At 33.9% G+C, this 22,055-nt stretch carries 23 protein-coding genes; 5 read left to right on the top strand and 18 right to left on the bottom strand.

Features of this window, described 5'->3' with window-relative positions:
- Positions 1 to 23 precede the first annotated feature (23 nt).
- The 18 genes from J7574_RS16430 to J7574_RS16345 form a co-directional block, all read right to left on the bottom strand.
- A complete protein-coding gene (locus tag J7574_RS16430) occupies positions 24 to 1,163 on the bottom strand; it encodes an NAD(P)/FAD-dependent oxidoreductase (protein WP_290970882.1) in 1,140 nt (379 codons plus the stop codon).
- An 83-nt stretch (positions 1,164 to 1,246) separates the two neighbouring features.
- Entirely contained in the window at positions 1,247 to 1,837 is a 591-nt protein-coding gene (locus tag J7574_RS16425) for a TetR/AcrR family transcriptional regulator (protein ID WP_290970879.1), read from the bottom strand.
- Between the two features lie 294 nt (positions 1,838 to 2,131).
- Positions 2,132 to 3,016 carry a L,D-transpeptidase gene (locus J7574_RS16420; RefSeq protein WP_290970876.1) on the bottom strand — a complete coding sequence of 295 codons (885 nt, stop codon included), beginning with the start codon at positions 3,014 to 3,016 and terminating at the stop codon, positions 2,132 to 2,134.
- 151 nt (positions 3,017 to 3,167) lie between these two features.
- The gene (locus J7574_RS16415) at positions 3,168 to 3,410 is read right to left on the bottom strand and encodes a hexameric tyrosine-coordinated heme protein (RefSeq protein ID WP_290970873.1); all 243 of its coding nucleotides are present in this window, start codon (positions 3,408 to 3,410) and stop codon (positions 3,168 to 3,170) included.
- A gap of 185 nt (positions 3,411 to 3,595) precedes the next feature.
- On the bottom strand, positions 3,596 to 4,180 hold the full coding sequence (locus J7574_RS16410) for an NUDIX domain-containing protein (RefSeq protein WP_290970870.1): 585 nt from the start codon (positions 4,178 to 4,180) through the stop codon (positions 3,596 to 3,598).
- A 51-nt stretch (positions 4,181 to 4,231) separates the two neighbouring features.
- A complete protein-coding gene (locus J7574_RS16405; protein ID WP_132988549.1) occupies positions 4,232 to 5,503 on the bottom strand; it encodes an adenylosuccinate synthase in 1,272 nt (423 codons plus the stop codon).
- A 98-nt stretch (positions 5,504 to 5,601) separates the two neighbouring features.
- Positions 5,602 to 6,066, bottom strand: a complete 465-nt coding sequence (locus J7574_RS16400; protein WP_250835238.1) for a Fur family transcriptional regulator — start codon at positions 6,064 to 6,066, stop codon at positions 5,602 to 5,604.
- A gap of 183 nt (positions 6,067 to 6,249) precedes the next feature.
- On the bottom strand, positions 6,250 to 6,600 hold the full coding sequence (locus J7574_RS16395; RefSeq protein ID WP_290970861.1) for a hypothetical protein: 351 nt from the start codon (positions 6,598 to 6,600) through the stop codon (positions 6,250 to 6,252).
- 61 nt (positions 6,601 to 6,661) lie between these two features.
- Positions 6,662 to 6,793: a hypothetical protein gene (locus tag J7574_RS16390; RefSeq protein WP_290970858.1), complete on the bottom strand. Its 132-nt coding sequence runs from the start codon at positions 6,791 to 6,793 to the stop codon at positions 6,662 to 6,664.
- A gap of 17 nt (positions 6,794 to 6,810) precedes the next feature.
- Positions 6,811 to 9,030 (bottom strand): RelA/SpoT family protein, encoded by a 2,220-nt coding sequence (locus J7574_RS16385; RefSeq protein WP_290970855.1) that lies wholly within the window; start codon positions 9,028 to 9,030, stop codon positions 6,811 to 6,813.
- Between the two features lie 169 nt (positions 9,031 to 9,199).
- Positions 9,200 to 9,988 (bottom strand): RNA methyltransferase, encoded by a 789-nt coding sequence (locus tag J7574_RS16380; RefSeq protein WP_290970852.1) that lies wholly within the window; start codon positions 9,986 to 9,988, stop codon positions 9,200 to 9,202.
- 180 nt (positions 9,989 to 10,168) lie between these two features.
- Positions 10,169 to 11,254: a phosphoglyceromutase gene (locus tag J7574_RS16375; protein WP_290970849.1), complete on the bottom strand. Its 1,086-nt coding sequence runs from the start codon at positions 11,252 to 11,254 to the stop codon at positions 10,169 to 10,171.
- Positions 11,255 to 11,374: 120 nt separating this feature from the next.
- Positions 11,375 to 12,706: a DUF58 domain-containing protein gene (locus tag J7574_RS16370; protein WP_290970846.1), complete on the bottom strand. Its 1,332-nt coding sequence runs from the start codon at positions 12,704 to 12,706 to the stop codon at positions 11,375 to 11,377.
- Between the two features lie 24 nt (positions 12,707 to 12,730).
- Positions 12,731 to 13,375, bottom strand: coding sequence for a hypothetical protein (locus J7574_RS16365; protein ID WP_290970843.1), 645 nt, complete (start codon positions 13,373 to 13,375; stop codon positions 12,731 to 12,733).
- A gap of 153 nt (positions 13,376 to 13,528) precedes the next feature.
- Positions 13,529 to 14,542 carry a MoxR family ATPase gene (locus J7574_RS16360; RefSeq protein ID WP_290970840.1) on the bottom strand — a complete coding sequence of 338 codons (1,014 nt, stop codon included), beginning with the start codon at positions 14,540 to 14,542 and terminating at the stop codon, positions 13,529 to 13,531.
- Positions 14,543 to 14,644: 102 nt separating this feature from the next.
- Positions 14,645 to 15,847 (bottom strand): DUF4350 domain-containing protein, encoded by a 1,203-nt coding sequence (locus J7574_RS16355; RefSeq protein ID WP_290970837.1) that lies wholly within the window; start codon positions 15,845 to 15,847, stop codon positions 14,645 to 14,647.
- Positions 15,840 to 16,616, bottom strand: a complete 777-nt coding sequence (locus J7574_RS16350; protein WP_290970834.1) for a DUF4129 domain-containing protein — start codon at positions 16,614 to 16,616, stop codon at positions 15,840 to 15,842. The genes J7574_RS16355 and J7574_RS16350 overlap by 8 nt, the downstream gene beginning before the upstream one ends.
- A 9-nt stretch (positions 16,617 to 16,625) precedes the next feature.
- The gene (locus tag J7574_RS16345; protein ID WP_290970832.1) at positions 16,626 to 17,606 is read right to left on the bottom strand and encodes a stage II sporulation protein M; all 981 of its coding nucleotides are present in this window, start codon (positions 17,604 to 17,606) and stop codon (positions 16,626 to 16,628) included.
- A 20-nt stretch (positions 17,607 to 17,626) separates the two neighbouring features.
- Between J7574_RS16345 and J7574_RS16340 the strand changes: the two genes are divergently transcribed.
- From J7574_RS16340 to J7574_RS16320, 5 genes are all read left to right on the top strand, one after another.
- Entirely contained in the window at positions 17,627 to 18,370 is a 744-nt protein-coding gene (locus J7574_RS16340; protein ID WP_290970829.1) for an RDD family protein, read from the top strand.
- A 101-nt stretch (positions 18,371 to 18,471) separates the two neighbouring features.
- Entirely contained in the window at positions 18,472 to 19,320 is an 849-nt protein-coding gene (locus J7574_RS16335; protein ID WP_290970826.1) for a hypothetical protein, read from the top strand.
- A gap of 86 nt (positions 19,321 to 19,406) precedes the next feature.
- Positions 19,407 to 20,009, top strand: a complete 603-nt coding sequence (locus J7574_RS16330; protein ID WP_129747299.1) for a trimeric intracellular cation channel family protein — start codon at positions 19,407 to 19,409, stop codon at positions 20,007 to 20,009.
- A gap of 1 nt (position 20,010) precedes the next feature.
- Complete coding sequence (locus tag J7574_RS16325) at positions 20,011 to 20,958, top strand: FemAB family protein (RefSeq protein WP_290970820.1); 948 nt, start codon at positions 20,011 to 20,013, stop codon at positions 20,956 to 20,958.
- A complete protein-coding gene (locus J7574_RS16320) occupies positions 20,955 to 22,055 on the top strand; it encodes a DegT/DnrJ/EryC1/StrS aminotransferase family protein (RefSeq protein WP_290970818.1) in 1,101 nt (366 codons plus the stop codon). The genes J7574_RS16325 and J7574_RS16320 overlap by 4 nt, the downstream gene beginning before the upstream one ends.

The following is a 22,055-nucleotide window of genomic DNA, read 5'->3' as shown; positions in this document are numbered from 1 at the left end:
TTTCTTACGCCTTTTTTTAATTTTTAAAAACGACTATTCAAAATATCTTCTGCAACAATATCTGAATGCAGCAAATCTTCCATTTTTTTAGTCATTCGTTGTGCTTCTAAAGCGTAACCAAACATTTTTTGTTCGTAATCTTTTATGGCTTCGTCAATAGTTTCAAATTTTCCGTTGGTTAAATTTTCGGTTAAATGAAAAGCATCAAACAATCCCATATTTACGCCTTCGCCTGCAAATGGAGGCATTAAATGTGCTGCATCGCCAACAAGAGTAATATTGGAATGTTCTTTCCAAGGTTCTTCTAGAGAAAATAAACGCAATGGCAATCCAGAAAATTCAGTTGATGCTGCGAAGAATTTTTTGTAATCATCATTCCAATTTTTAAACGTTTCATTCAAAAAAGCAATAACAGCTTGATTGTCCTCAAAATTGATTCCGTGATTAGAAATCCAATCTTCATCAGCTTTAAAAGAAACTCCGAAATGCACAGAGCCATCGCGCATGGTATGCGTGTAAAACATTTTGTGTTCTCCCATTGCCATCACATTTCCGTTTCCATATTTCGGTTTAAATTCAGGATAATCTAGGTCTGGATTTGTGATTTCGCCTTGAATGATATAAGTTCCAGAAAGTTGAGGTTCTTGATCGCTCACAAATTTTCGTGCATTCGATCTTCCTCCGTTAGCTACAATTACAAAATCGGCAGTTGCTTTTGTACCATTTTTGAATTCTAAATGATATTGGTTTTCAATTTTTTCAATATTAATTAATTGACTGTCCCAAACAACTGTTTTTTCTTCTAGATTGTCTAACATGATTTTTCTCAAATCATTACGATCAATTTCTGGACGTGAAAAAGCGTTGGTTTCATTTGGCATTTCGTCAGAAGTAATATTGCCGTCCATATCGGCCATTTTTTCGCCTGTGGGTCTTGCGTATTTGTAGAATTCTTCCATTAAACCCGCTTTCTGAATCGCATATTGGCCAGAATCGGAATGGATGTCTAAAGTTCCGCCAGATGTTCGCGCCTGTGCGTTGATGTCTCTTTCGTAAACCTTTACATCGGCTCCATTAATTTGTAAAATTCGTGCAGTGGTCAATCCAACAGGACCACCGCCAATAATGGCAATTTTTTTATTTTCTATAATTGAAGTTTTCATTTTATTGAAATTATATTTATTTAAAATTGATTTTTGACATTGAAATTGACATTGATTTTTGATATTGTTATTGAAATTTCTAATCAGGGAGTAAGCGCTTTTAGAACCAGATTGAAAGCTTCGTTTTTAAGGTTTTCATTAAGAACAAAAGGTTTTCCAGACATCGATTTTCCATCTCGATGAAATTCTAGTAAAGAATAAAGCGGACCATAAGAAATACTCCAAAACACTTCGTAAGGAATAGAAATAAGTTCTTTTCTATCAATGGCAGCAAGCATAAAATCGGTCATCATTTGTTTGTAATTCCCCGTTACTTCTCCTATAATAGCGTCGCCATAAGTAGAATGTTTTAAAAGCTCAAAACAAGTGGCTTGAAGCGTAAAATTTAAATTGAAATAAATACGATTTTCCCACTGATTTCGCAAACCATCTTTAAAAGACATATCGGGAGAGAATCCGTCGAACATCTTTTCGAAGAAGTTTTTGCCAATTTCAATTCCGATTTTTTTAATCAAATCTTCTTTGTCCGAGTAATAAATGTAAAGCGTAGCGACAGAAATGCCACATTCTTTAGCCAAACGATTCATTCCAAAACCCTCTATGCCTTGCGTAACAATCATTTCAATGGCTTTTTGTTTTACAATTTCTTCTTTATTGATGTCTCGTGTTCTCATATTTTCTAACTAATTATGGTACAAAGATATAAATAATAAATGAATGATCGCTTATTTATGATTTTTTTAAGATGCTAAGATGCTAAGGTTCTGAGATGCTAAGTTTTTTTTAGTAACAAAGTGACAAAGTTGCAAAGATTCAAGGTTTTGAAAATGAATTGCCTCCAGCTAAAGCTGGAGGTTAGGGAAAGTTCTATGGAAAGGCTTTAGCCGGATGAGCTATTCTTTATGCAAAAAAAAATCAGCTGAAACAATTAAATATTATTTCAGCTGATTCTATATTACTAATATATTTTACAAAGTTTTTGTGGGTTCGGCTTCTCTTAGGTTCTGGTTTTCTAAGATTTCTTTTAGAAATGGTTTTACTTGTGTTTCAATTTCTGATACCGGAATATTTAATGCTTCTGGATCTGAAGCTAATTTTAACCATGGTTTTGGTCCGTCAAAATCATAGCTTCCAAAAACAATAACTGGAGTTCCTTTTACTTTTACATTTTCTCGATCTTTCAAAATCCATTCGTCTGCGAATTTATAAAGGTATTTGGCATCTTTTTCTAATAATCTCAAACAGGAATGAGAGGCTGGATATCCAGGCAAATCATATTCGTGAAAACCAACGCCTAGTTTGTTTTCGATGTTAAAGTTCCATTTTAAGTCCCATTCGTCATTAAAGGTGCTCGTTGTTTTTTCTGCTTTCCAATTCGTAAAAAACAATCCTGTTGGTGTAGGATCTTTTTTTCTTCCCATGTTTGTTGGGCCTGTTCTTACTAATTCGCCGTTTTCATAAGCGGCAAAAGTCTGTGTTGGATATGAAAAAAGAATAATTTTTGAAACTTCTTCTAAAGCCGAAACATGAAGTGGAAACGGAAGATAATAAACCAAATCTCCGCTAAAATCTGCAGGAATTACCACAGAATCTAATTTTTTGAAGTTAGCTTTATCTGTTCGATTTAAAGCATAAACAATATCCATTTTCGAGCTGTCAGCTTCATTAAGCTTAAGCCATTCTTTGGTTTTTTCTATTTGGTAAGAAACTGTTTTGGGTTTCTTGTATTCGATGACTTCTTTTTTCTCTTTTTTATTTTCTGTTAGCGTTATAGTATCGCTCTTTTTACAAGAACCTAATAAAACCAACATTAAGATCAGTAGGGCGTTTGCTGTGTAATATAACTTTTTCATAGGTTGAATTTTTATGAATATAAAGTTATAAATCTGATAGCTGAAAAGGGTTACATAATTTTTTGAATTGGTTTCGGGATTTTCATTTTGCAAATTTTAATTGTTTTGAGATAACAAAACTCAATAGAATTCTGTTATCTCAAAATAGCTTTTATTTTCTCCAGTAATTATTGGCAGCAGCGATAGTTGCAAACTCTGTAGCTACAGTCTGTCCTACTGCAATAAGCATTGCTGGATCTTCAGCATAAATTGGTCGGAGTTTTTCTCTAATTGCAGCATCAGGTTGGGTGATTTTAATTATTAATCGTGCCATTTTTACGGCTAGCTGACGACCTTCTTCTGGAGTATTGGTAATCAATGAATCATTCGGAATTAATTGTACTTGATCAGACATAATTATTTGTTTTTGGTTATTATTATATCTGTAAAGTTAATTAAAATTTTGCTTGTTTTTTTGAGTTAAATGTTCTGGTAGTCAATGTGTTGAGTTGGTAAAATAGTGGCAAAAGGAAAATCAATACTATTTTAGATTTGAGCATTTTAGATTGTTTTTATGAATCTAAAATACTCAAAAAACTTCTAAATCAATCCTTTTATTTTTGCATGCTGTAATAGCATAATTGTTTTAGCGTCTGTTATCTCTCGAGATTCGATCATGGCATATGCTTCGTCGAAAGTAAATTCTAAAACCTCAATATTTTCTTGTTCAGCGTCCAATCCGCCGCCTTCGCTTACTTTCATGTTTTCGTCATATTCACCCACAAAAAGATATAGAATTTCTGTTACAGAACCTGGAGACATATACGTTTCAAAAACTTTCTGAACTTTACTCAAACGATAGCCGGTTTCTTCTTCTGTTTCACGAATTATGGCTTGCTCTGCATTTTCTTTATCCAAAAGTCCAGCGCAAACTTCGATCATCATTCCGGTTTTATTTCCGTTTAGATAAGTCGGCAAACGAAATTGTCTGGTTAGGATTACTGTCTTTTTTATGCTGTTATACAACAATATGCCTGCACCATTTCCTCGATCGTAAACTTCGCGAATGTGTGATTCAACAGGTTGATTTTCTTTTTTATAGTTAAAAGTAACTTTGTTTAACAGGTACCAGTTATCAGATAACAATTTGGTTTCTGTGATCTCAATTTCAGGATTTTTTCTCATGTCAGTAATAGTCAAAAAAAACGCTCTGATAATCAGAGCGTTTAAAATGTATTATTTTGTTATTGTTTGTTTTCTATCTGGTCCAACTGATACAATTTTGATTGGAACTTCGATTTCTTTCTCAATAAATTCAATATATTCTTTTAGCTCAATTGGCAATTGATCGTAAGTTGTCAATCCAGTTAAATCTTGTTTCCATCCTTTGAACTCTTTGTAAACAGGAGTAACATTTTCTGGTTCAATGTTGTATGGGAAGTGAGAGATGTTTTGACCTTTGTAGTTATACTCTGTACAAACTTTCAAAGTTTCAAAACCAGAAAGTACGTCTCCTTTCATCATCATTAACTGCGTAACACCATTTACTTGAACAGCATATTTTAAAGCTACTAAATCTAACCATCCGCAACGTCTTTGTCTTCCAGTTACAGAACCAAATTCGTTACCCACTTTTGCCATCGTAGCACCAACTTCGTCAAAAAGTTCAGTTGGGAAAGGTCCGCTACCTACACGTGTAACATACGCTTTGAAAATTCCGTAAACTTCTTTGATTTTGTTAGGAGCAATTCCTAAACCTGTACAAGCTCCAGCGGCAGTTGTGTTAGATGAGGTTACGAAAGGATAAGTTCCGAAATCAACATCTAATAAAGATCCTTGAGCTCCTTCGCAAAGAATAGATTTACCCGCTTTTTGAGCTTGGTGCATGTATTCTTCACTGTCAATGAAATCTAATTTTTTCAATTCTTCGATAGCTTCAAAGAATTCTTTTTCTAGTTCAGCTAGATTGTATTGAATGTTTACATCATAAAAAGCAATCATAGCTTCGTGCTTGTCAGCTAAAGCTCTGTAACGATCTTTAAAGTCTTCTAGTTCAATATCTCCAACTCTTAAACCATTTCTACCCGTTTTGTCCATATAAGTTGGTCCAATTCCTTTAAGAGTAGAACCAATTTTTGCTTTTCCTTTAGAAGCTTCAGAAGCTGCGTCAAGCAAACGGTGAGTTGGTAAAATTAAGTGTGCTTTTCTAGAAATGATCAATTTGCTTTTGATGTCAAGGTTGAATTTCTCTAAACCTTCAATCTCTTTTTGGAAAACTACAGGATCAATTACAACTCCATTTCCGATGATGTTTACTGAGTTTTTGTGAAAAATTCCAGAAGGAATCGTTCTTAGTACGTGTTTAATTCCGTCAAATTCTAGTGTATGTCCTGCATTTGGTCCTCCTTGAAAACGTGCAATAATATCATAATTTGAGGTAAGTACGTCAACAATTTTTCCTTTACCTTCATCTCCCCATTGTAATCCTAGTAATAAATCTACGGTCATTCTGTTTTAATTTGCGTTGAGGCAATCTAAGTTGCCCTACTGATTATGTAGTTAATTTTCTTTTTTTTAATTTTTTTGAAATGTCTAATTTTAAAAGACTATGAATTTGAGCTTTGCTTTTTGTTTCCGTAGAAATAAAGCGAGTGATTTGTAATTTCGATATCAAAAATTTCTTCGATAGTCTTTTTGATGGTCTGAATTCTTGGATCACAAAATTCGATTACCTCACCAGAATCTGTCATAATGATATGATCGTGCTGTTTATCAAAATATGATTTTTCGTAGTAAGCCTGATTTTGTCCAAATTGATGTTTTCTAACCAAAGCGCAGTCCAACAATAACTCGATCGTGTTGTATAAAGTAGCTCTACTCACACGATAGTTTTTGTTTTTCATTTTGATATAAAGATTTTCTATATCAAAATGCTCCTCGCTATCGTAAATTTCCTGAAGTATAGCATAACGCTCAGGAGTTTTGCGATGCCCTTTTTGTTCAAGATATAGTGTAAAAACATTTTTTACAATTTCTTGATTCTTAGTGTTGTCAGTTGAAATAAGTGTCATATCTGGCAAAGATAATTTTTTATTTTTAATGAATAAAAGTTTCGGGTTTAAAGTTTAACGTTTAAACTTGATTTTGATTGGTTATAAGGCACTAAACACAGGCTTTTACGTCAAAAATATTTTGAAAGCTTAATTTAGCTTAATTAACATAATTATTTTAATTTATGATAAAACTAACAAAGGTCAGTTTGATTTCGACATGTACATGTACCAGTTCCATTCCCAATTTTTTCCTTTATCATCAGACATTGCCTGACTCCAGATCGGATTATTTTCGTCTCGGGCGTCCCATCTAAAAACTTGAATTGCAGATCTGCCTTCAAAAACATCATTAGAGAAAAAATGCCCCACTTTATTTTCAAAAGAGCCCACTACAGGTTTGTCTAATGTTCCTGTATTAGAATCTGCCCAATAAATACTCCACAATTTGGTTGTCGGATTAAACAATCTTACTGTCATGCCTTCAAAAGGTTCGCCGTCAAAAGAGGCAAGAAAATTATCGATATTGCCAATTCCGTTTAAAATCTTGTACATTTCCTGTGTGGATGGAAATTCGATCCATTCGGTACAATTCGCAAATCTTTTTTTCAGCTTTTTATTTCGAATGATTGATTTTCCCTAAAAAAAAATCAAAATCATCTTTAGAAGAAGATTGCGATGCTGTAATAATTAGCTCTCCATTTTCATCAAATTGCAATTTGGGAATTTCTAAAGATTGACTTTCCATGATTAATAGTAATTTGTTTAAGTTCTATACTCTCTCGTAACTTTGTCAACACCGTCAATTTTCTTGATGGCACTAATCATTTTTTTCAAAATTGTATTATTTTTTACAATAACAGCAATCTGACCGTGAAAAATTCCAGCATCTGTACTCAACGAAATGCTTTGGATATTTACGCTCATATTATTTGAAATTACTTTCGTTAATTGATTGGTAAGACCTAAAACGTCCATTCCGGTAATATTGATAATGGCTTTAAACTCCTCTTGAGAAGAATCAATCCATTTGGCGCTCATGATTCTGTACGCATAATTAGATTGCATTCCAATTGCGTTCGGACAATCTTTTTTATGCACTTTTATCCCTTCATTTATCGTTACAAAACCAAAAACGTCATCACCCGGAATTGGGTTACAGCATTGCGAAAGCTTGTAATCCAGCTTGTCGTGTTCGGTTCCGAAAACCAGCATATCGTAATTGCTGCTAATGACTGGTTTGTGAATATCTTCGTCTGCGGTGTCTTTGCTTCGTTTAATTTTATTTTTAAAGAAATTGATAAACGAATTGCTTTTCTGCGCCGCATAATCTTTTAACTGCTGATTTTCGATCGCGCCAATTCCAACTCTGTAAAATAGATCTAAACTTGTTTTTAGTTTAAAGAAGTTAACTAGCTCGTTTGTAACTTGCTCGTTGAATGTAACTTTCAGATGTTTTAATTTTCTAACAAGTAATTCTTTTCCTTCTTCTGCAATTTTTTTGGTGTTCTCGTTTAGAACATTTTTGATTTTATTTTTGGCTCTTGCAGTCGTTACATATTCTAGCCAGTTTACAGTTGGTTTCTGATTTGGAGAAGTAATTACTTCTACCTGATCGCCACTTTTTAATTCGTAGTTTAACGGAACTAAACGCCCATTTACACGAGTTCCGCGAGTTTTAATTCCGATTTCAGAGTGAATGCTGAAAGCAAAATCTAGAGAAGTAGCGCCTTTTGGCAACGATTTGATTTCTCCTTTTGGCGTAAAGACGAAGATTTCTTTTGAATATAAATTCATTTTAAAATCTTCTACAAAATCAACCGCATTGGTTTCTGGATTCTCCAAAGCTTCACGAAGAAGATTCAGCCAAGTATCTAAACCGCTTTCTTCTGTTCCTCCGTTTTTGTATTTGTAATGCGCTGCATATCCTTTTTCAGCGATTTCGTCCATACGTTCGCTTCGAACTTGAACTTCAACCCATCGGCCTTTTGGTCCCATTACGGTAATGTGAAGCGCTTCATAACCTGTTGATTTTGGCGATGAAATCCAATCACGCAAACGGCTCGGGCTTGGGCGGTAATGATCGGTTACGATAGAATATATTTTCCAGGCTATGAATTTTTCTTCATGCGGATCGGCTTTGTACACAATTCTAAGGGCGAATTTATCGTAAACTTCGTCAAAAGTTACGTTTTGCGCTCGCATTTTTCGACGAATCGAATAAATCGATTTTGGTCGGCCTTTGATGATGTAATCTATGCCTTCATTGTCTAAAGATTTTTTCAAAACATCTGAAATATCCTTGATATAAGCGTCTTGTTCTTCTTTAGTTTCGCGAATTTTGCTTACGATGTCATCGTAAACTGCAGGTTCGGTATATTTTAATCCTAAATCCTCAAGTTTGGTTTTTATGTTGTAAAGTCCCAAACGATGGGCTAGGGGTGCGTAAATGTATAAAGTTTCAGATGCGATTTTGGTTTGTTTGTATTCCGCCATCGAATCCATGGTTTGCATGTTGTGCAGACGGTCGGCCAGTTTAATCAAAATTACACGAACATCATCATTCAGAGTCAGAATCATTTTTCTGAAATTCTCTGCCTGCATGGAAGCATTTAAATCTTTTTGAACTAACGAAATCTTGGTAAGGCCTTCAACTAACTGTGCCACTTTGGGGTTAAACAAGCGTTCGATGTCTTCAACCGTAATTGGAGTATCTTCAACAACATCGTGCAATAAGGCCGCGGCGATAGAGGTCGCTCCCAGACCAATTTCTGAGGCAACAATTTTTGCAACTGCAATAGGATGAAAGATATACGCTTCACCCGATTTACGTCTCTGCTCTTTGTGAGCATCAACAGCAACATCAAAAGCTTTTCGAATTAATTTTTTGTCTGCTGGGGTTAAAGTTTGGTAACTTATTCGTAGTAATTCCTTGTATTCCTGCGCAATAGCTTTGTTTTCTTTTTCAATATCTATTTCTGTCATAACGGCATAGTTCAAGTACTAAAAATAAGAATTAGTTTGAACATACGCAAGGCTTTACAATTGTTGATTTTAGATTTTAGATTTTAGATTTTTGCAGGAATAAATTCCAATTTTTTTAATCCCAAATTCCAAAAAGAGCGAAGCGATTTTTAAAATCTAAAATCTAAAATCAGAATCCACGTTGACGTTTCGCTTCAAAAATCAAAATTGCCGCAGCTACAGAAACGTTCATACTGTCGATTTCGCCCTGCATTGGAATAATGATATTTTGAGTAGCTTCATCGCGCCATTCTTGCGTTAAACCTGTTGCTTCTGTACCTACAACTAAAGCGGTTGGAGTAGTAAAATTTTGGGTATGATAGGAAGTTGAATTTTGTAAAGTAGCGCTGTAGAAATTGATCTTTTTTTCTTTTAAAAACGAAATAATCTCTGAAGTGGTTCCGGTTGCAATTTGATTGGTAAACAAACAGCCCACACTAGAACGCACAATGTTCGGATTGTACAAATCACTTTTCGGATTGGCAATTAAAACAGCATCCAATTTCGCAGCGTCTGCTGTACGCAAAACAGCGCCAATATTTCCCGGTTTTTCTAGAGATTCAACAACCAAAATAAGCGGATTGTCAGATAATTTTAAATCAGATAATTTTAAGGATTTGCTTTTGGCAACGGCTAAAATTCCTTCTGTAGTATCGCGATACGCTAGTTTTTGGTAAACTTCTTTATTGATTTCGATGATTTGAAATGGGTTTCGAATCAGTTTATTGATTTCGGATTCAGAAACTAATTCAGGTAAAAACAAAACAGTTTCGATTTCGTAACCGCCTTTTATGGCTAATGAAATTTCTCTTAAACCTTCAATCAAAAATGTTCCAGTTTGTTTTCTTGCTTTGGATTTTTCTTGAAGTAAAACCAAAGATTTGATAAACGGATTTTGAATTGAAGTGATTTGTTTCATTTTTTTGAGATGCTAAGTTTCTAAGGCGCTAAGGTACTGAGATTTTTTTTAAAGATGCAAAGTGACAAAGTGACAAAGGTTTTTTCTGCCACGAATTTCGCGAATTGGCACAAATTGTAATTGCGTAAAGTCAAAAAAGAAATTAGTGTCAATTCGCGAAATTCGTGGCAGAAAGTTTTATTATTTCTCGAAAACCTCTTTTATCTCTTCATCAACAGGATGATCTGTTTTGAAAGTGTAGCCTAGAAATTTTGCTATGGTTTGTGCAAATTGCTTTTGGTAGAATTGCGAATCGGTTTTGATTTCGCCTTTTGGGGCAATTTCTGGACCCATTGTGGCAAACCAAATTTGAGAAGCGCCCGGAACATCAGAACCGTGATCTGTCCATTGCGATTTTACTTTGTCGCCGCGGCCGTGATCCACGGTTATAAACAAGGTTGTTTTGTTTTTATATTGCGGATCATTTTGAACAAAATTCCAGATTTCCTGAATCCATTTGTCTACTTGATTTGCGGCATCCAAATATGATCTGTAATCTCCGTGATGCGCCCATTCGTCAGTTTCGCCATACGCGATATAAAGAACTTTTGGCTTTTTCGTTTTTAATTCGCCTAATGCCTGATAGTGGGTAAAAACGTCTAAACATTCATCTTCATGAAAAGGTTTAAACGAATTGTCACGCATTTCGTTCAGCAATTTTTGTGATGCTGTTGGTTTGTTTCCGCCCACTTTATCAAAGGCTGAAATTACAGGAAATCCGCTTCTTTCTTCGTTTAAGATTCTGTCGAAAGCATCCCAAGCTCCGAATGCAGCAACTTTTCCCTTTAGTTTAGCCTGCTGATTTAGAAACTCCAAAACATTGACATTCGGATTGGCTTTGTAACCGTTTGAATTGACCTTCAAATCTACATTTCCAGTCATGATTTCGCTATATCCAGGATAGCTAAACCAATACGGATTGGCAACATCGACTTTGTTTCCTAAATCTCGATTTCCGTAAATCTGACCTTTCGAAGCGATTTCAGACCAGAAAAAAGGCATTAGTTTTTTACGAGATTCTGCAATATCTGGGTTCCCGTATTTTTTATAAATGTAAGCGCTATCCCCCTGATTGAATTTTTTATCATTAGCAATTGCGGCATCAACTCCTTTAAAAACTTCCTGCCATCTAAAGCCATCCGTAGTAATAATGATGATGTTTTCTGTTTTTTGTGCTTGAGCGTGAATGCTTAGTAAAACGAACAGAAGTAGAATTGCTTTTTTCATTTTTATCTGTTTTTAAGGTGTTACAATCGGATTGTTATTTTCTTTCAAAACTAATTTAATAATAGCAATAACAGTAAAGTCAATCTATAAAATAACCATAAGTTAACAGATTGAAAGTTGCTACAAAATCCCTCTAGACTTGATCTCTAAATATTTATTAATGGCGTCAAGCGTAAGATTTTCGGGTTGTGTAAGAACCGAATGTATTCCGTATTTCTTCAATTCGTTTACAATTAATCGTTTTTCGAACATGAATTTTTCGGCAATCACTTTGTCGTAGACTTCTTGAATTGTAGTGGTTTTTTTATTGATAATGCTGTTTAATTCTGTGTTGCTAAAGAAAACAACAACCAATAAATGGCTTTTGGCAATTCCTTTTAAATAAGGTAATTGACGATTTAAACCATCCATAGTTTCAAAATTGGTGTACAGAATAATTAGGCTTCTCTGGTTGATGTTTTTCTTAATATCGACATACAATCTGCTGTAATCACTTTCGAAAAAATCTGTTTTTACGTTGTACAAAGCTTCTAGGATTTTTTGCATTTGCGAACCTCTTCTTTCGGCGAACACGCGATTTTCTACTTTTTTAGAAAAAGAAAAAAGACCAGCTTTGTCTTGTTTTTTCAAAATGACATTAGACAAAACCAAAGCCGAATTAATGGCATAATCCAATAAGCTTAATCCGTCAAAAGGCATTTGCATGACACGTCCTTTGTCGATTGCCATATAAACCGATTGTGATTTTTCGTCCTGAAATTGATTCACCATCAAAGAGTTTCTTTTGGCGGTCGCTTTCCAGTTTAGTGTTCGCAAATCGTCGCCTTGCACATACTCTTTAATCTGTTCGAACTCCATGGTGTGGCCAATTCGGCGTATTTTTTTGATTCCGTATTGAAATAAATTATTCGAAAAAGCGATTAAATCGTATTTTCTTAATTGAATATAAGACGGATAGGTTGGGACCATTTGATTTTTATCGAAGGAAAATCTTCTCGAAATCAATCTTAAAGGCGAAGAAACATAAACATTTAAAGAACCGAAATGATATTCCCCACGCTCAGTCGGACGAAGGTCGTAACCAATTTCTTTTTGCGAAGTCGCTTTTATCGTTTTTACAATTTTGAAATCGCGAACCTGAAATTGAAACGGAATTTCGTCAATAATCCTAACCAAAATCGGAAAAGTATAATGGTTTTTTAGACTAATTGTAATTGGATTTAAATCTCCATTTGACAACTTTTCTGGTGTAATTCTTTCTGCTTCAAGACCTGTTCTTGCCAAATATAAAAGCAAAATGTCAAGACCTAAAAATGTCACTAAACCTAAAACCAGCAACCAAACTGCATTGTACATATTTGGAAAAATAAAGGCACAGACAAATAATCCTATAATGCCAATGAGCACATAGAAAAAGAAGTTGTTGAGATATAGACTTTTTATGAATTTCAAGTTTTCTTAGTTTTATATTTTCTACTAAATTTTAGTGAAGTCATTAAAATCAAAGCCTTCAAGAGTTGCTATTTTCCAAACCCCGTTTTCTTTAACCGTTTTCACTTTATATTTAAAATCGCCTTTCCATGACCAAGTCCAATCAAAAGAGGCTGAATTGTTTTCAACTTTCAAATGGTTTATTGCCATTGTTTTCCAATAGTTTTCTGGATTGTCCTGACAATTGCACCAAGGATTGGAATCGTTTCCAAAAGGAGGCAATTCTCCTTCAAACCATTCTATTTTTTTAGTTTTAAGATTGGAGTCTATTTTTAAAGCAATTTTATTGTAATTGTCTAAAAATTGCTGCGAAAAGAAATTAGTTTTTTTCAGTTCTTCTAGTCTTTTTTTATGTGCATTTAGATCCAGTCCAATGTATTTGTCTCCCTTTTTGTTTGCAAGCGGATTGAAATCGTTGTTGCTGTTTTTAGTTTCAACCCACTCGTATAATTTCTTCACTAAAATTTCAATCTCTTGTTTATCGCTTTTGAAATAAAAAGCATCTTTTTTGTTTTCTAAAACAACAGCATTTGCAGATTGAAAAACAATCAGAAGAAGGAGAGAGAATGAGATGAGAAATTTAGACGTTTTCAATGTTTTTTGTGTTTTATTGTTTTTTAATTGTTTCAAGTTTCAGGTTTCAGGTTTCAAGTTTTGTCCCTCTTTGTCAGGCTGAGCGGAGTCGAAGCCCTTTGCGCCCTTCGGCTTCGCTCAGGGTGACAAGTGGTTTTGCAAAGTTTGAAGTTTGCCAATCATTAACAATTAACAATTCATCATTAATAATTACCTCGGTATTTCTACCGTTTCAATAATCTGTTTAATAATTTCAGAACTTGTAATTCCTTCCATTTCACGTTCTGGCGCAACAATTACGCGGTGCTGTAAAACTGGAATTGCAGCTTCTTTTATATCTTCTGGCGTAACAAAATCGCGTCCGCGGATGGCAGCAAAGCCTTTCGAAGCATTCAAAATGGCGATTGAGGCGCGAGGAGAAGCTCCTAAATATAAAAAGGCATTTTCGCGTGTGTTTACGACGATTCGGGCAATATATTCTAATAAGTTCTGTTCCACTCTAATTTGTTTTACCAAACCTTGATATTCTTTAATTTCATCAGCAGAAAGAAGCGTTTTGATGGCATCTAATTTTCCCTGATCTTGTAAAGAATGTTCTCTTTGAATGATTAAAATTTCTTCATTCAATTTCGGATAATCAATCGTGATTTTGAACAGAAAACGATCCAATTGCGCTTCTGGCAAACGATAGGTTCCTTCTTGCTCAATAGGATTTTGAGTTGCAATTACCAAAAACGGAGTTTCTAACTGATAACCAGAACCGTCAATTGTAATTTGGCGTTCTTCCATAACCTCAAAAAGTGCGGCTTGAGTTTTTGCAGGAGCACGGTTTATTTCATCAATTAAAATTAAATTGGAGAAAATAGGTCCTTTTTTGAACTCAAATTCTGAGTTTTTCAGATTAAAAATAGAAGTTCCTAAAATATCAGAAGGCATTAAATCTGGCGTAAACTGAATTCTGCTAAAGCCAATATTCAAAGTTTTAGCCAACAATTTAGCAGTGATTGTTTTGGCAACTCCTGGAACACCTTCCAAAAGAACGTGGCCGTTTGATAAAATAGCAACCAAAAGCTGGTCTACCATTTTATGCTGACCCACAATAACCGTTTCGATCTCTTTTTTAATCGTGTTTACATGATCTAAAAGCGGTCCTAGATTAATTCTCGTTTCAAAATTCACATTTTCGTTTGTGATTTCATTTGATGTTGTATTGATATCGTCCATAATTTGGTCTATTTTTTATTTTTTTAGCCACTGATTTTTAAGGATTAAAAAGAATTTTTTTAGTTAATCTGTGTTAATCTTAATTGGTGGCAAATATTTTAGTTAATGTAAAATCTTTTCTATTGCTGTGTTTATTTTAAGGAGATCTTCTTCGAGACTTCCGTGGTAACTGTTACGGTGGTCATTAATTAATTGAACCAAGTCGCGAATATCTTTTTCGTCTTTTCCTGTTTTATAATGCAATTTGGTTATAATATCGTCATCTAATTTAGTCGTATCAATCAAATAATCGGTTCTTATTTTTTCTAAAAAGTAAATAATCTTTTTATCGATAATATTGGTATGATCTCCTTCTTGATAATAGAGATTTCCGACTGTTTTAGTAAATTCGACTGTTGAATTCTGCAAAGGCTTTATAATTGGCACTATGCGCTGTTTTCGCTTTGCATTGAATATCATAAAAATCAAAATTCCCAGTAAGCCTAAATACCAAGCGGATTTTAAAGCAGGCTGACTCCAGATATATCGCATCGGAGAATTTGAAATGCGTTTGTCGTTAAAAGTTTTATTGTACCAAAAAATGTTTCCTTTCGGAATATAAGAAACTAAGTTTTCAGCATACTGATAATGATCTTTTTTCAGCAAATTGTAATTGGTAAAAGCCACTGGCTGCGTGTGCAGATAGAGATGGCCGTTTTTATATGGAACTTCAATAAAATTGATTTGTCTTTTATTTTTGCGACTGGTCTGATATCCTAGAACTTTTGTATTTAAAGTGTCTATTTTTGAAAAATAATCGCTTAATCCAGTACTTACAGTATATTTTTTTGAGTCTACTTTTTTATTTGCCATCCAGGCTGTAATGCTGTCGTTTGGCATAAAATCGGTGTCCAGTTCAATTTTTAAAGAATCCAATAATACTTTCGGAAATACTTTCATGCTTAAGAAAGCATTATTTCCATGAGAAACAAAATATAAAATTTCTTTCATCGATTGATCATCAATATTATTTACCTCAGAAATATTGATGAAAGTACCTTTAATTCTATAAGTTTCTACATTCTCTCTTGCATCATATTGAGAATCCAGATATTCGTAAGGAGTTTGCGTTGAAATTCGTTCTACTTTCTCTTTAAAAAGTCCATCTGCTTCATGGTCAAAAACGTATAATCCGAATGGGATTTTATCCTCAACAGAGTACGTAGGAGTCCAGTCAATAGGTTTAGGCTGTCCCTTGTCTACCAATACTGTTATTCCGAAAATTAAAACCAGAATAGCAATGTATATTTTAACTTTATTATCCATTGCCAAAGGTTTTTAATGCTTTTTTAAATCTGTTTTCAGTCTTTCTAAATGTGGTTTCGTCAATTTCAAATTCGCCATACCAGATATAGTTGTACAGGTAAGAAAGATAGGTAAACTCTTCTTTATGAGCAGGATTATGCAGTTCGTACAAGTAATCAGAATTGGTTTTTTCGATATCCCATTCAATATAATGATGCTGCGCCATTACTTTCAAAAGCCACAAATAATAATAGCGTATTGCAATTCTTCTTTCTCCAGTTTCGACGCTTTCTTTAATGAGTTTTTCAAAATCTAAAAGGTGAATGTTTTTCTCGGCGTCAGAATAAAACAACGTTCTCTTATTGGCATTTTTTCCAAAAATCCATGATCCTTCGCGTTTAATCAAAGCTTTTGCAATAAAATAAACCAAAATAACAACGACCAGAATCGCAATTATTCTAAATAAAATAGAAATAAAATTGAAAGAGGTTTTTACACTGCTGAAATTAAATAAATTAAAAATTTGTCTTGCCAGCCAATGCTTAAAGTTATCCCACCAATTTTTTTCGGGAGCTTTATATTCGTAGAGAAACTCTTTATCGGTATATTTTTTTTTGAAATTCTTTTCAAAATGTTTGGCTAGGACAGTTCCAGAATCTACTTGAATATCTTTTTCGGTATATTTAATTGCAGTAATTTTTGGAGGATCTACGGTTATAGGAATAGAATCCTGAGCCTGAGAAATACCGCAGCACAAAAGAAAAGATAAAATAAATAATAATCTTGTCATTACTTGGTCTTAAAGTTTTTCGGCGGTTAAGGAATGCATTTTTTTGTGTACAATAAAAGGGTATATCAAATAATAAAATGAAATTATGGCAAGCGTAAACAAGATGATAAAACTACTGAGCCAATTCGGCATATCGATAGAATATCTGGTAATAAAGCCTTCTAAAAATCCCGCACTTATAGTGAAAGGAAAAGTGCTTAAGAATATTTTGAAACTGTTTTTGAAACCAATTTTAAAAGAATTTAATCTTGAAAAAGTTTTAGGAAATAGAATAGAAGCTCCAAGAATAAATCCGGCAGTTGTTTCGATTACAATGGCAAAAATTTCCATCGAACCATGAATCCAGATTCCGCGGACGCTTTTCCAGAAAACGCCTTGTTCGTAGAAAAAATACTGAAAAGAACCCAGCATAATACAGTTTTGAAGAAAAACATTGAAAGTCCCAATTCCTGCAAAAATGCCGTAGAAATAACATTTGGCACCAACAAAAAGATTGTTTACCGTAATGCCAATAAAACTTCCCCAGTTGCTGCCCGAACCATAAACGGCCATGGGGTTGCCTTTTTTGATGTTTTCTAAAGTCATGTTGACATATTCGTCGCCTAAAATCAGACGTACAAAATCACGATCATAACGAGCAGAAAGCACTCCGATAGAAACGGTAACAAAAAACAAAACAAAAGCATAGGCCAGATACCTTCTGTATACGTAAACCAACAAAGGCACTTCGATTTTAAAGAACGCTACAAATTGATTCTGGTCGGTGCGTTTGGTTTTGTAAATTTTTTGATAAATCTGAGAAGCGAGATGATTAAGGTATACAACCGTTTTACTTTTAGGATAATACGTTTGAGCATACGACAAATCATTCATCATTTGAATGTACAAATTAGCTAATTCATCAGGATTTTTTTTAGCTTTACCAAAAATTGCCAGCTCAAACTCGAGCCATTTTTCTCTGTTTTGTTTTATAAAGGCGATTTCTCTCATTGTAGGCTAAAATATGAAATATGTCAGAATTATCTATTAATACGACACAAAATGTCAAAATAAATTTTATTGCTGCTTCTGTAGGCGAAAGGTTAGGTGCTTTTTTTATTGATTTGTTTATTATAATCTGTTATATAACAGCACTTTCTATAGTGCTTTTTGATTGGCTACAGCTGGATCGATTGATGGTTAATTTGGATGGCTGGTCACGAGGCGCAATTTTCTTGATGCTCTATTCGCCAGTAATAGTTTACTCGCTGGTTCTAGAAAGTTTTTTTGAAGGACAGTCACTGGGCAAAAAAATACTAAAAATTAAAGTTGTAAAAATCGACGGCTACCAGGCAGGTTTTGGCGACTACTTAATTCGCTGGTTTTTTAGAGTAATTGACTTTTTTACTTTTTTTGGACTTCCTGGGCTTATTGCGGTTATAACAAGTCAAAAATCTCAGCGTTTGGGCGACATGGCAGCAGGAACAGCGGTAATTACATTAAAGAATAAAATTAATATTAGCCATACCATTTTAGAAGAAATCGGCGAAGCTTATGTGCCTACTTATCCTTTAGTTATCAAACTTTCAGATAATGATATGCGTATTATTAAAGAAACGTATCAAAAAGCGGCTGCTAAAAACGATTATGAAGTTATTTACAAACTAGTGGCCAAAATTGAAAGTGTAACAGGCATTAAAAACCAATCGGGAAACAATAGCGATTTTATACGTGTGATTTTAAAAGATTATAACTTCTACACACAAAACATGTGATTTTTTCTTTAAGGATTTGAAAATGCTTTTCAGATTTTGCGGATAATTTTTTATATTTAACTGATTATTAGTTGGTAAAAGTTGAATTTAAAAAATGAAACATGAATAATTCGAAGCCTTTCCTTATTGTATTTTTCTTGCTTACTGCTTTTTTTGGTTTCGCTCAAAGCGAAAAAAAATTAGATAAAATTATAAAAAGAGATTATCAGATTATTGAATGCACCATTTTAAAAATGTCTGATAAAACCGTAGAATATTCGCTTCCTGGCGAAACCATTCAGATTTCATTAGACGTTTCGCAGATTGCCAAAATCGATTTTGCAAGCGGAAGATCCCAAACTTTTGATGTTTCTCCAAACACAAGCACTCCTCAAAATACCACACAAAGTGTAGCAAGTGCAGATATACAGCATAACACAATTGCGGTGTTGCCAGTTCCGTATGTAAATGCAGATAATCAGCAAGGTTCTGAGGATATGGCAAAATTTGCTCAAAACGATTTGTACAATAAATTGTTAGATAAATCGTCAAATATTTTTCCGTTAACGGTTCAAGATTTAAGAACAACAAATAGTTTACTGCACAAAGCAGGAATTGACCACAACAACATTGACGAAACGCCTATAGAAGATCTTGAAAAAATATTAGGTGTTGATAATATTGTGGCCGCAAAAGTTTCCTATACAATTGGTACTGGTACTACCGCGACTACTTATAACAGCGGAAATGCCAAAGTAAGCAATAACGATAAAAAAGTAACAACAAACGATATCTCTACCACAACCGCAAACAATCAAACGTATTATTACTATACCGTCTATTTTGACATGTATAAAAATACAGATAAAATTTACTCGCAAACCCGTAAACCTTTGCTGGCAGTAAAAGACGGTTGGATGGATTCTATTTCATATTTATTAAAAAGAAGTCCGATTTACGTAAAAAAATAATACCTATCTCATGAGTCAGATTTGCTAAGATTATTCCTTGCAACTTTGTAACTTTGACCCTTTGCATCTTTGTAACTCAGAAAAAAATGTTTCACCTACTTGATATTATCGGGACAATGGCATTTGCCATGTCTGGCGCTTTAACTGCAATGCACAAAAAACTAGATCCGTTTGGGGTTTTTATCATTGCATTTGTAACTGCAGTTGGAGGCGGAACGCTTCGTGATGTCTTAATTGGAAGAACTCCAGTGGGTTGGATGCGTGACATGCAATACGTATATGTGATCATTTTAGGGTTTTTTCTGGCGATTCTCTTTAGGAAAAGCTTTGATAAACTTCGAACTTCATTGTTTCTTTTTGATACTATTGGACTTGGAGTTTTTACTTTAATTGGACTTGAAAGAGGACTTATAACGGGACTTCACCCTGCAATTTGTATTGCGCTAGGAACCATGACAGCTTGTTTTGGAGGAGTAATTCGCGATATTTTATGTAACGAAATTCCAAACGTTTTTAGAGAAGAAATCTATGCAACAATCTGTATTTTTGGCGGAATGGTATTTTTCGGATTGCGAAAATTAAATTTAAACGATGATATTTTGTACTTGGTTACTTCTCTTGTGATAATTGTTATTCGATTAATGGCAGTAAAATACAAATGGCATCTGAAAGCATTTGATCACAAATAGCATGAGATATACCATTAAAAAATACGCCCAAGAAGATTATGGAGTCTGGAACGATTTTGTGGCTCAGTCCCAAAATGCTACTTTTTTATTTCATCGCGATTTTATGGAATACCACAAAGACCGCTTTGAAGATTTTTCGCTTTTAGTTTTTGAAGAAGACAAACTGAGAGCCATTCTTCCTGCCAATAAAAAAGGAAATTCACTGTATTCCCATCAAGGTTTAACCTATGGCGGATTGGTGTTTTTATCGAAATTGAAAGCAGAAAAAGTAGAGTCGATTTTGGATGAAATTTTATATTTTTTGAAAGAAAATCAATTCGAAACTTTTTATTATAAGCCAATTCCAGATTTTTATTTTTCGGAAGGAAACAAGGCAATGGACTTTTTTTTAATGAAAAGAGGAGCAGTTTTAGAAAGGAAGGAAATGAATCTGGCAGTAAATCTAACTACTCCGTTGAAGATTTCGAAAAGCAAAATGAAGCACTTCAGGCGAATTGAAAATCTTGATTTGGATATTTTTGAAGAAGAAAATTTCGATCCGTTTTGGGAGAAAATATTAGAACCGCGATTGTTAGAAAAGTTCAATGTAAAACCCGTTCATTCCAAAGAAGAAATAGTATTTTTAAAATCTAAATTCCCTCAAAATATCAGACAATATTCTGCTTACAGAAATGACGAAATTATAGCTGGAATCACCATTTTTGAGACCAAAAATGGAGTTAAATCTCAATATGGAGCTACTTCAAAAATAGGAGAGGAATTTAGAGCACTTGACTTTTTATTTATCAATTTGATTCATAAATACAAGCGAAAAGGGAAGCATTTCTTTGATATGGGTATTGTTGATGAACCAAATGAATCGGGTTATAATATCGGGCTTTTGAAACAAAAAGAAGAATTAGGATGCTCGGTTTACAATCAGGATTTTTATAAAATTGAAATAAAGTGATACCATTTTTAGACCTAAAAAAAATAAACCAACCGTATGAAGCTGCTTTTCAGGAAAAACTGAAATCGGTTTTAGAAAACGGCTGGTATATTTTAGGAAAAGAAGTGGAAACATTTGAAAAAGCTTTTGCCGAATATTGCCATTCTAAATATTGCATTGGAGTGGGGAATGGTTTTGATGCTTTGGTTCTTATTTTTAAAGGATATATCGAACTAGGAAAACTCAAAAAAGGCGATGAGGTCATCGTTCCTGCAAACACCTATATCGCCAGCATTTTAGCTATTTTGCAAGCCGATTTAATTCCTGTTTTAGTAGAACCAAGATTAGAAACTTACAATATCAATCCAGAATTAATTGAGGAAAAAATCACTTCAAAAACAAAAGCCATTTTAGCCGTTCATTTATACGGACAATTAGCTGAAATGGAAAAAATAAATGAAATTACGCAAGAGTATAATTTGTTAATTGTACAAGATAGTGCTCAATCTCACGGAGCAATTAACAATCAACAATTAACAATTAACAATTTAAATTCAGCAATCGCTTACAGTTTTTACCCAGGAAAAAATCTAGGCTGTTTAGGCGATGGCGGAGCCATTACCACAAACGATTCTGAGTTGGCAAAAGTGCTTTTTTCGCTTCGAAATTACGGTTCAGAGAAAAAATATAATAACAATTATATTGGCGTAAATTCGAGACTAGACGAATTGCAAGCTGGTTTTTTAAATCTAAAACTACCCAATTTAGATTCGGATAATGAGAAAAGAAGGACCATTGCAAAACGATATTTATCAGAAATTAAAAATGATAAAATTGTGCTTCCGTTTTGGGATTTCTCGAATAATCATGTTTTTCATTTGTTTGTCATTCGAACAGAAAATAGAGAGCATTTACAAGAATATTTAGCTCAAAATAACATCCAAACTGTTATACATTATCCAATTCCGCCGCATAAGCAAAAAGCTTTTTTAGAATGGAACAATTTGTCATTTCCCATTACCGAGAAAATTCATAGGGAAGTTTTAAGCCTGCCGATAAGTCCGGTTTTAACAGCATCTGAAGTGGATTTTATTGTTGAAATTTTAAACCAATATTAA

Source organism: Flavobacterium sp. (assembly GCF_017744675.1).
GTDB lineage: Bacteria > Bacteroidota > Bacteroidia > Flavobacteriales > Flavobacteriaceae > Flavobacterium.
The sequence above is the reverse complement of the archived record's forward strand: the minus strand, read 5'-3'. Positions and strand labels throughout refer to the sequence as shown.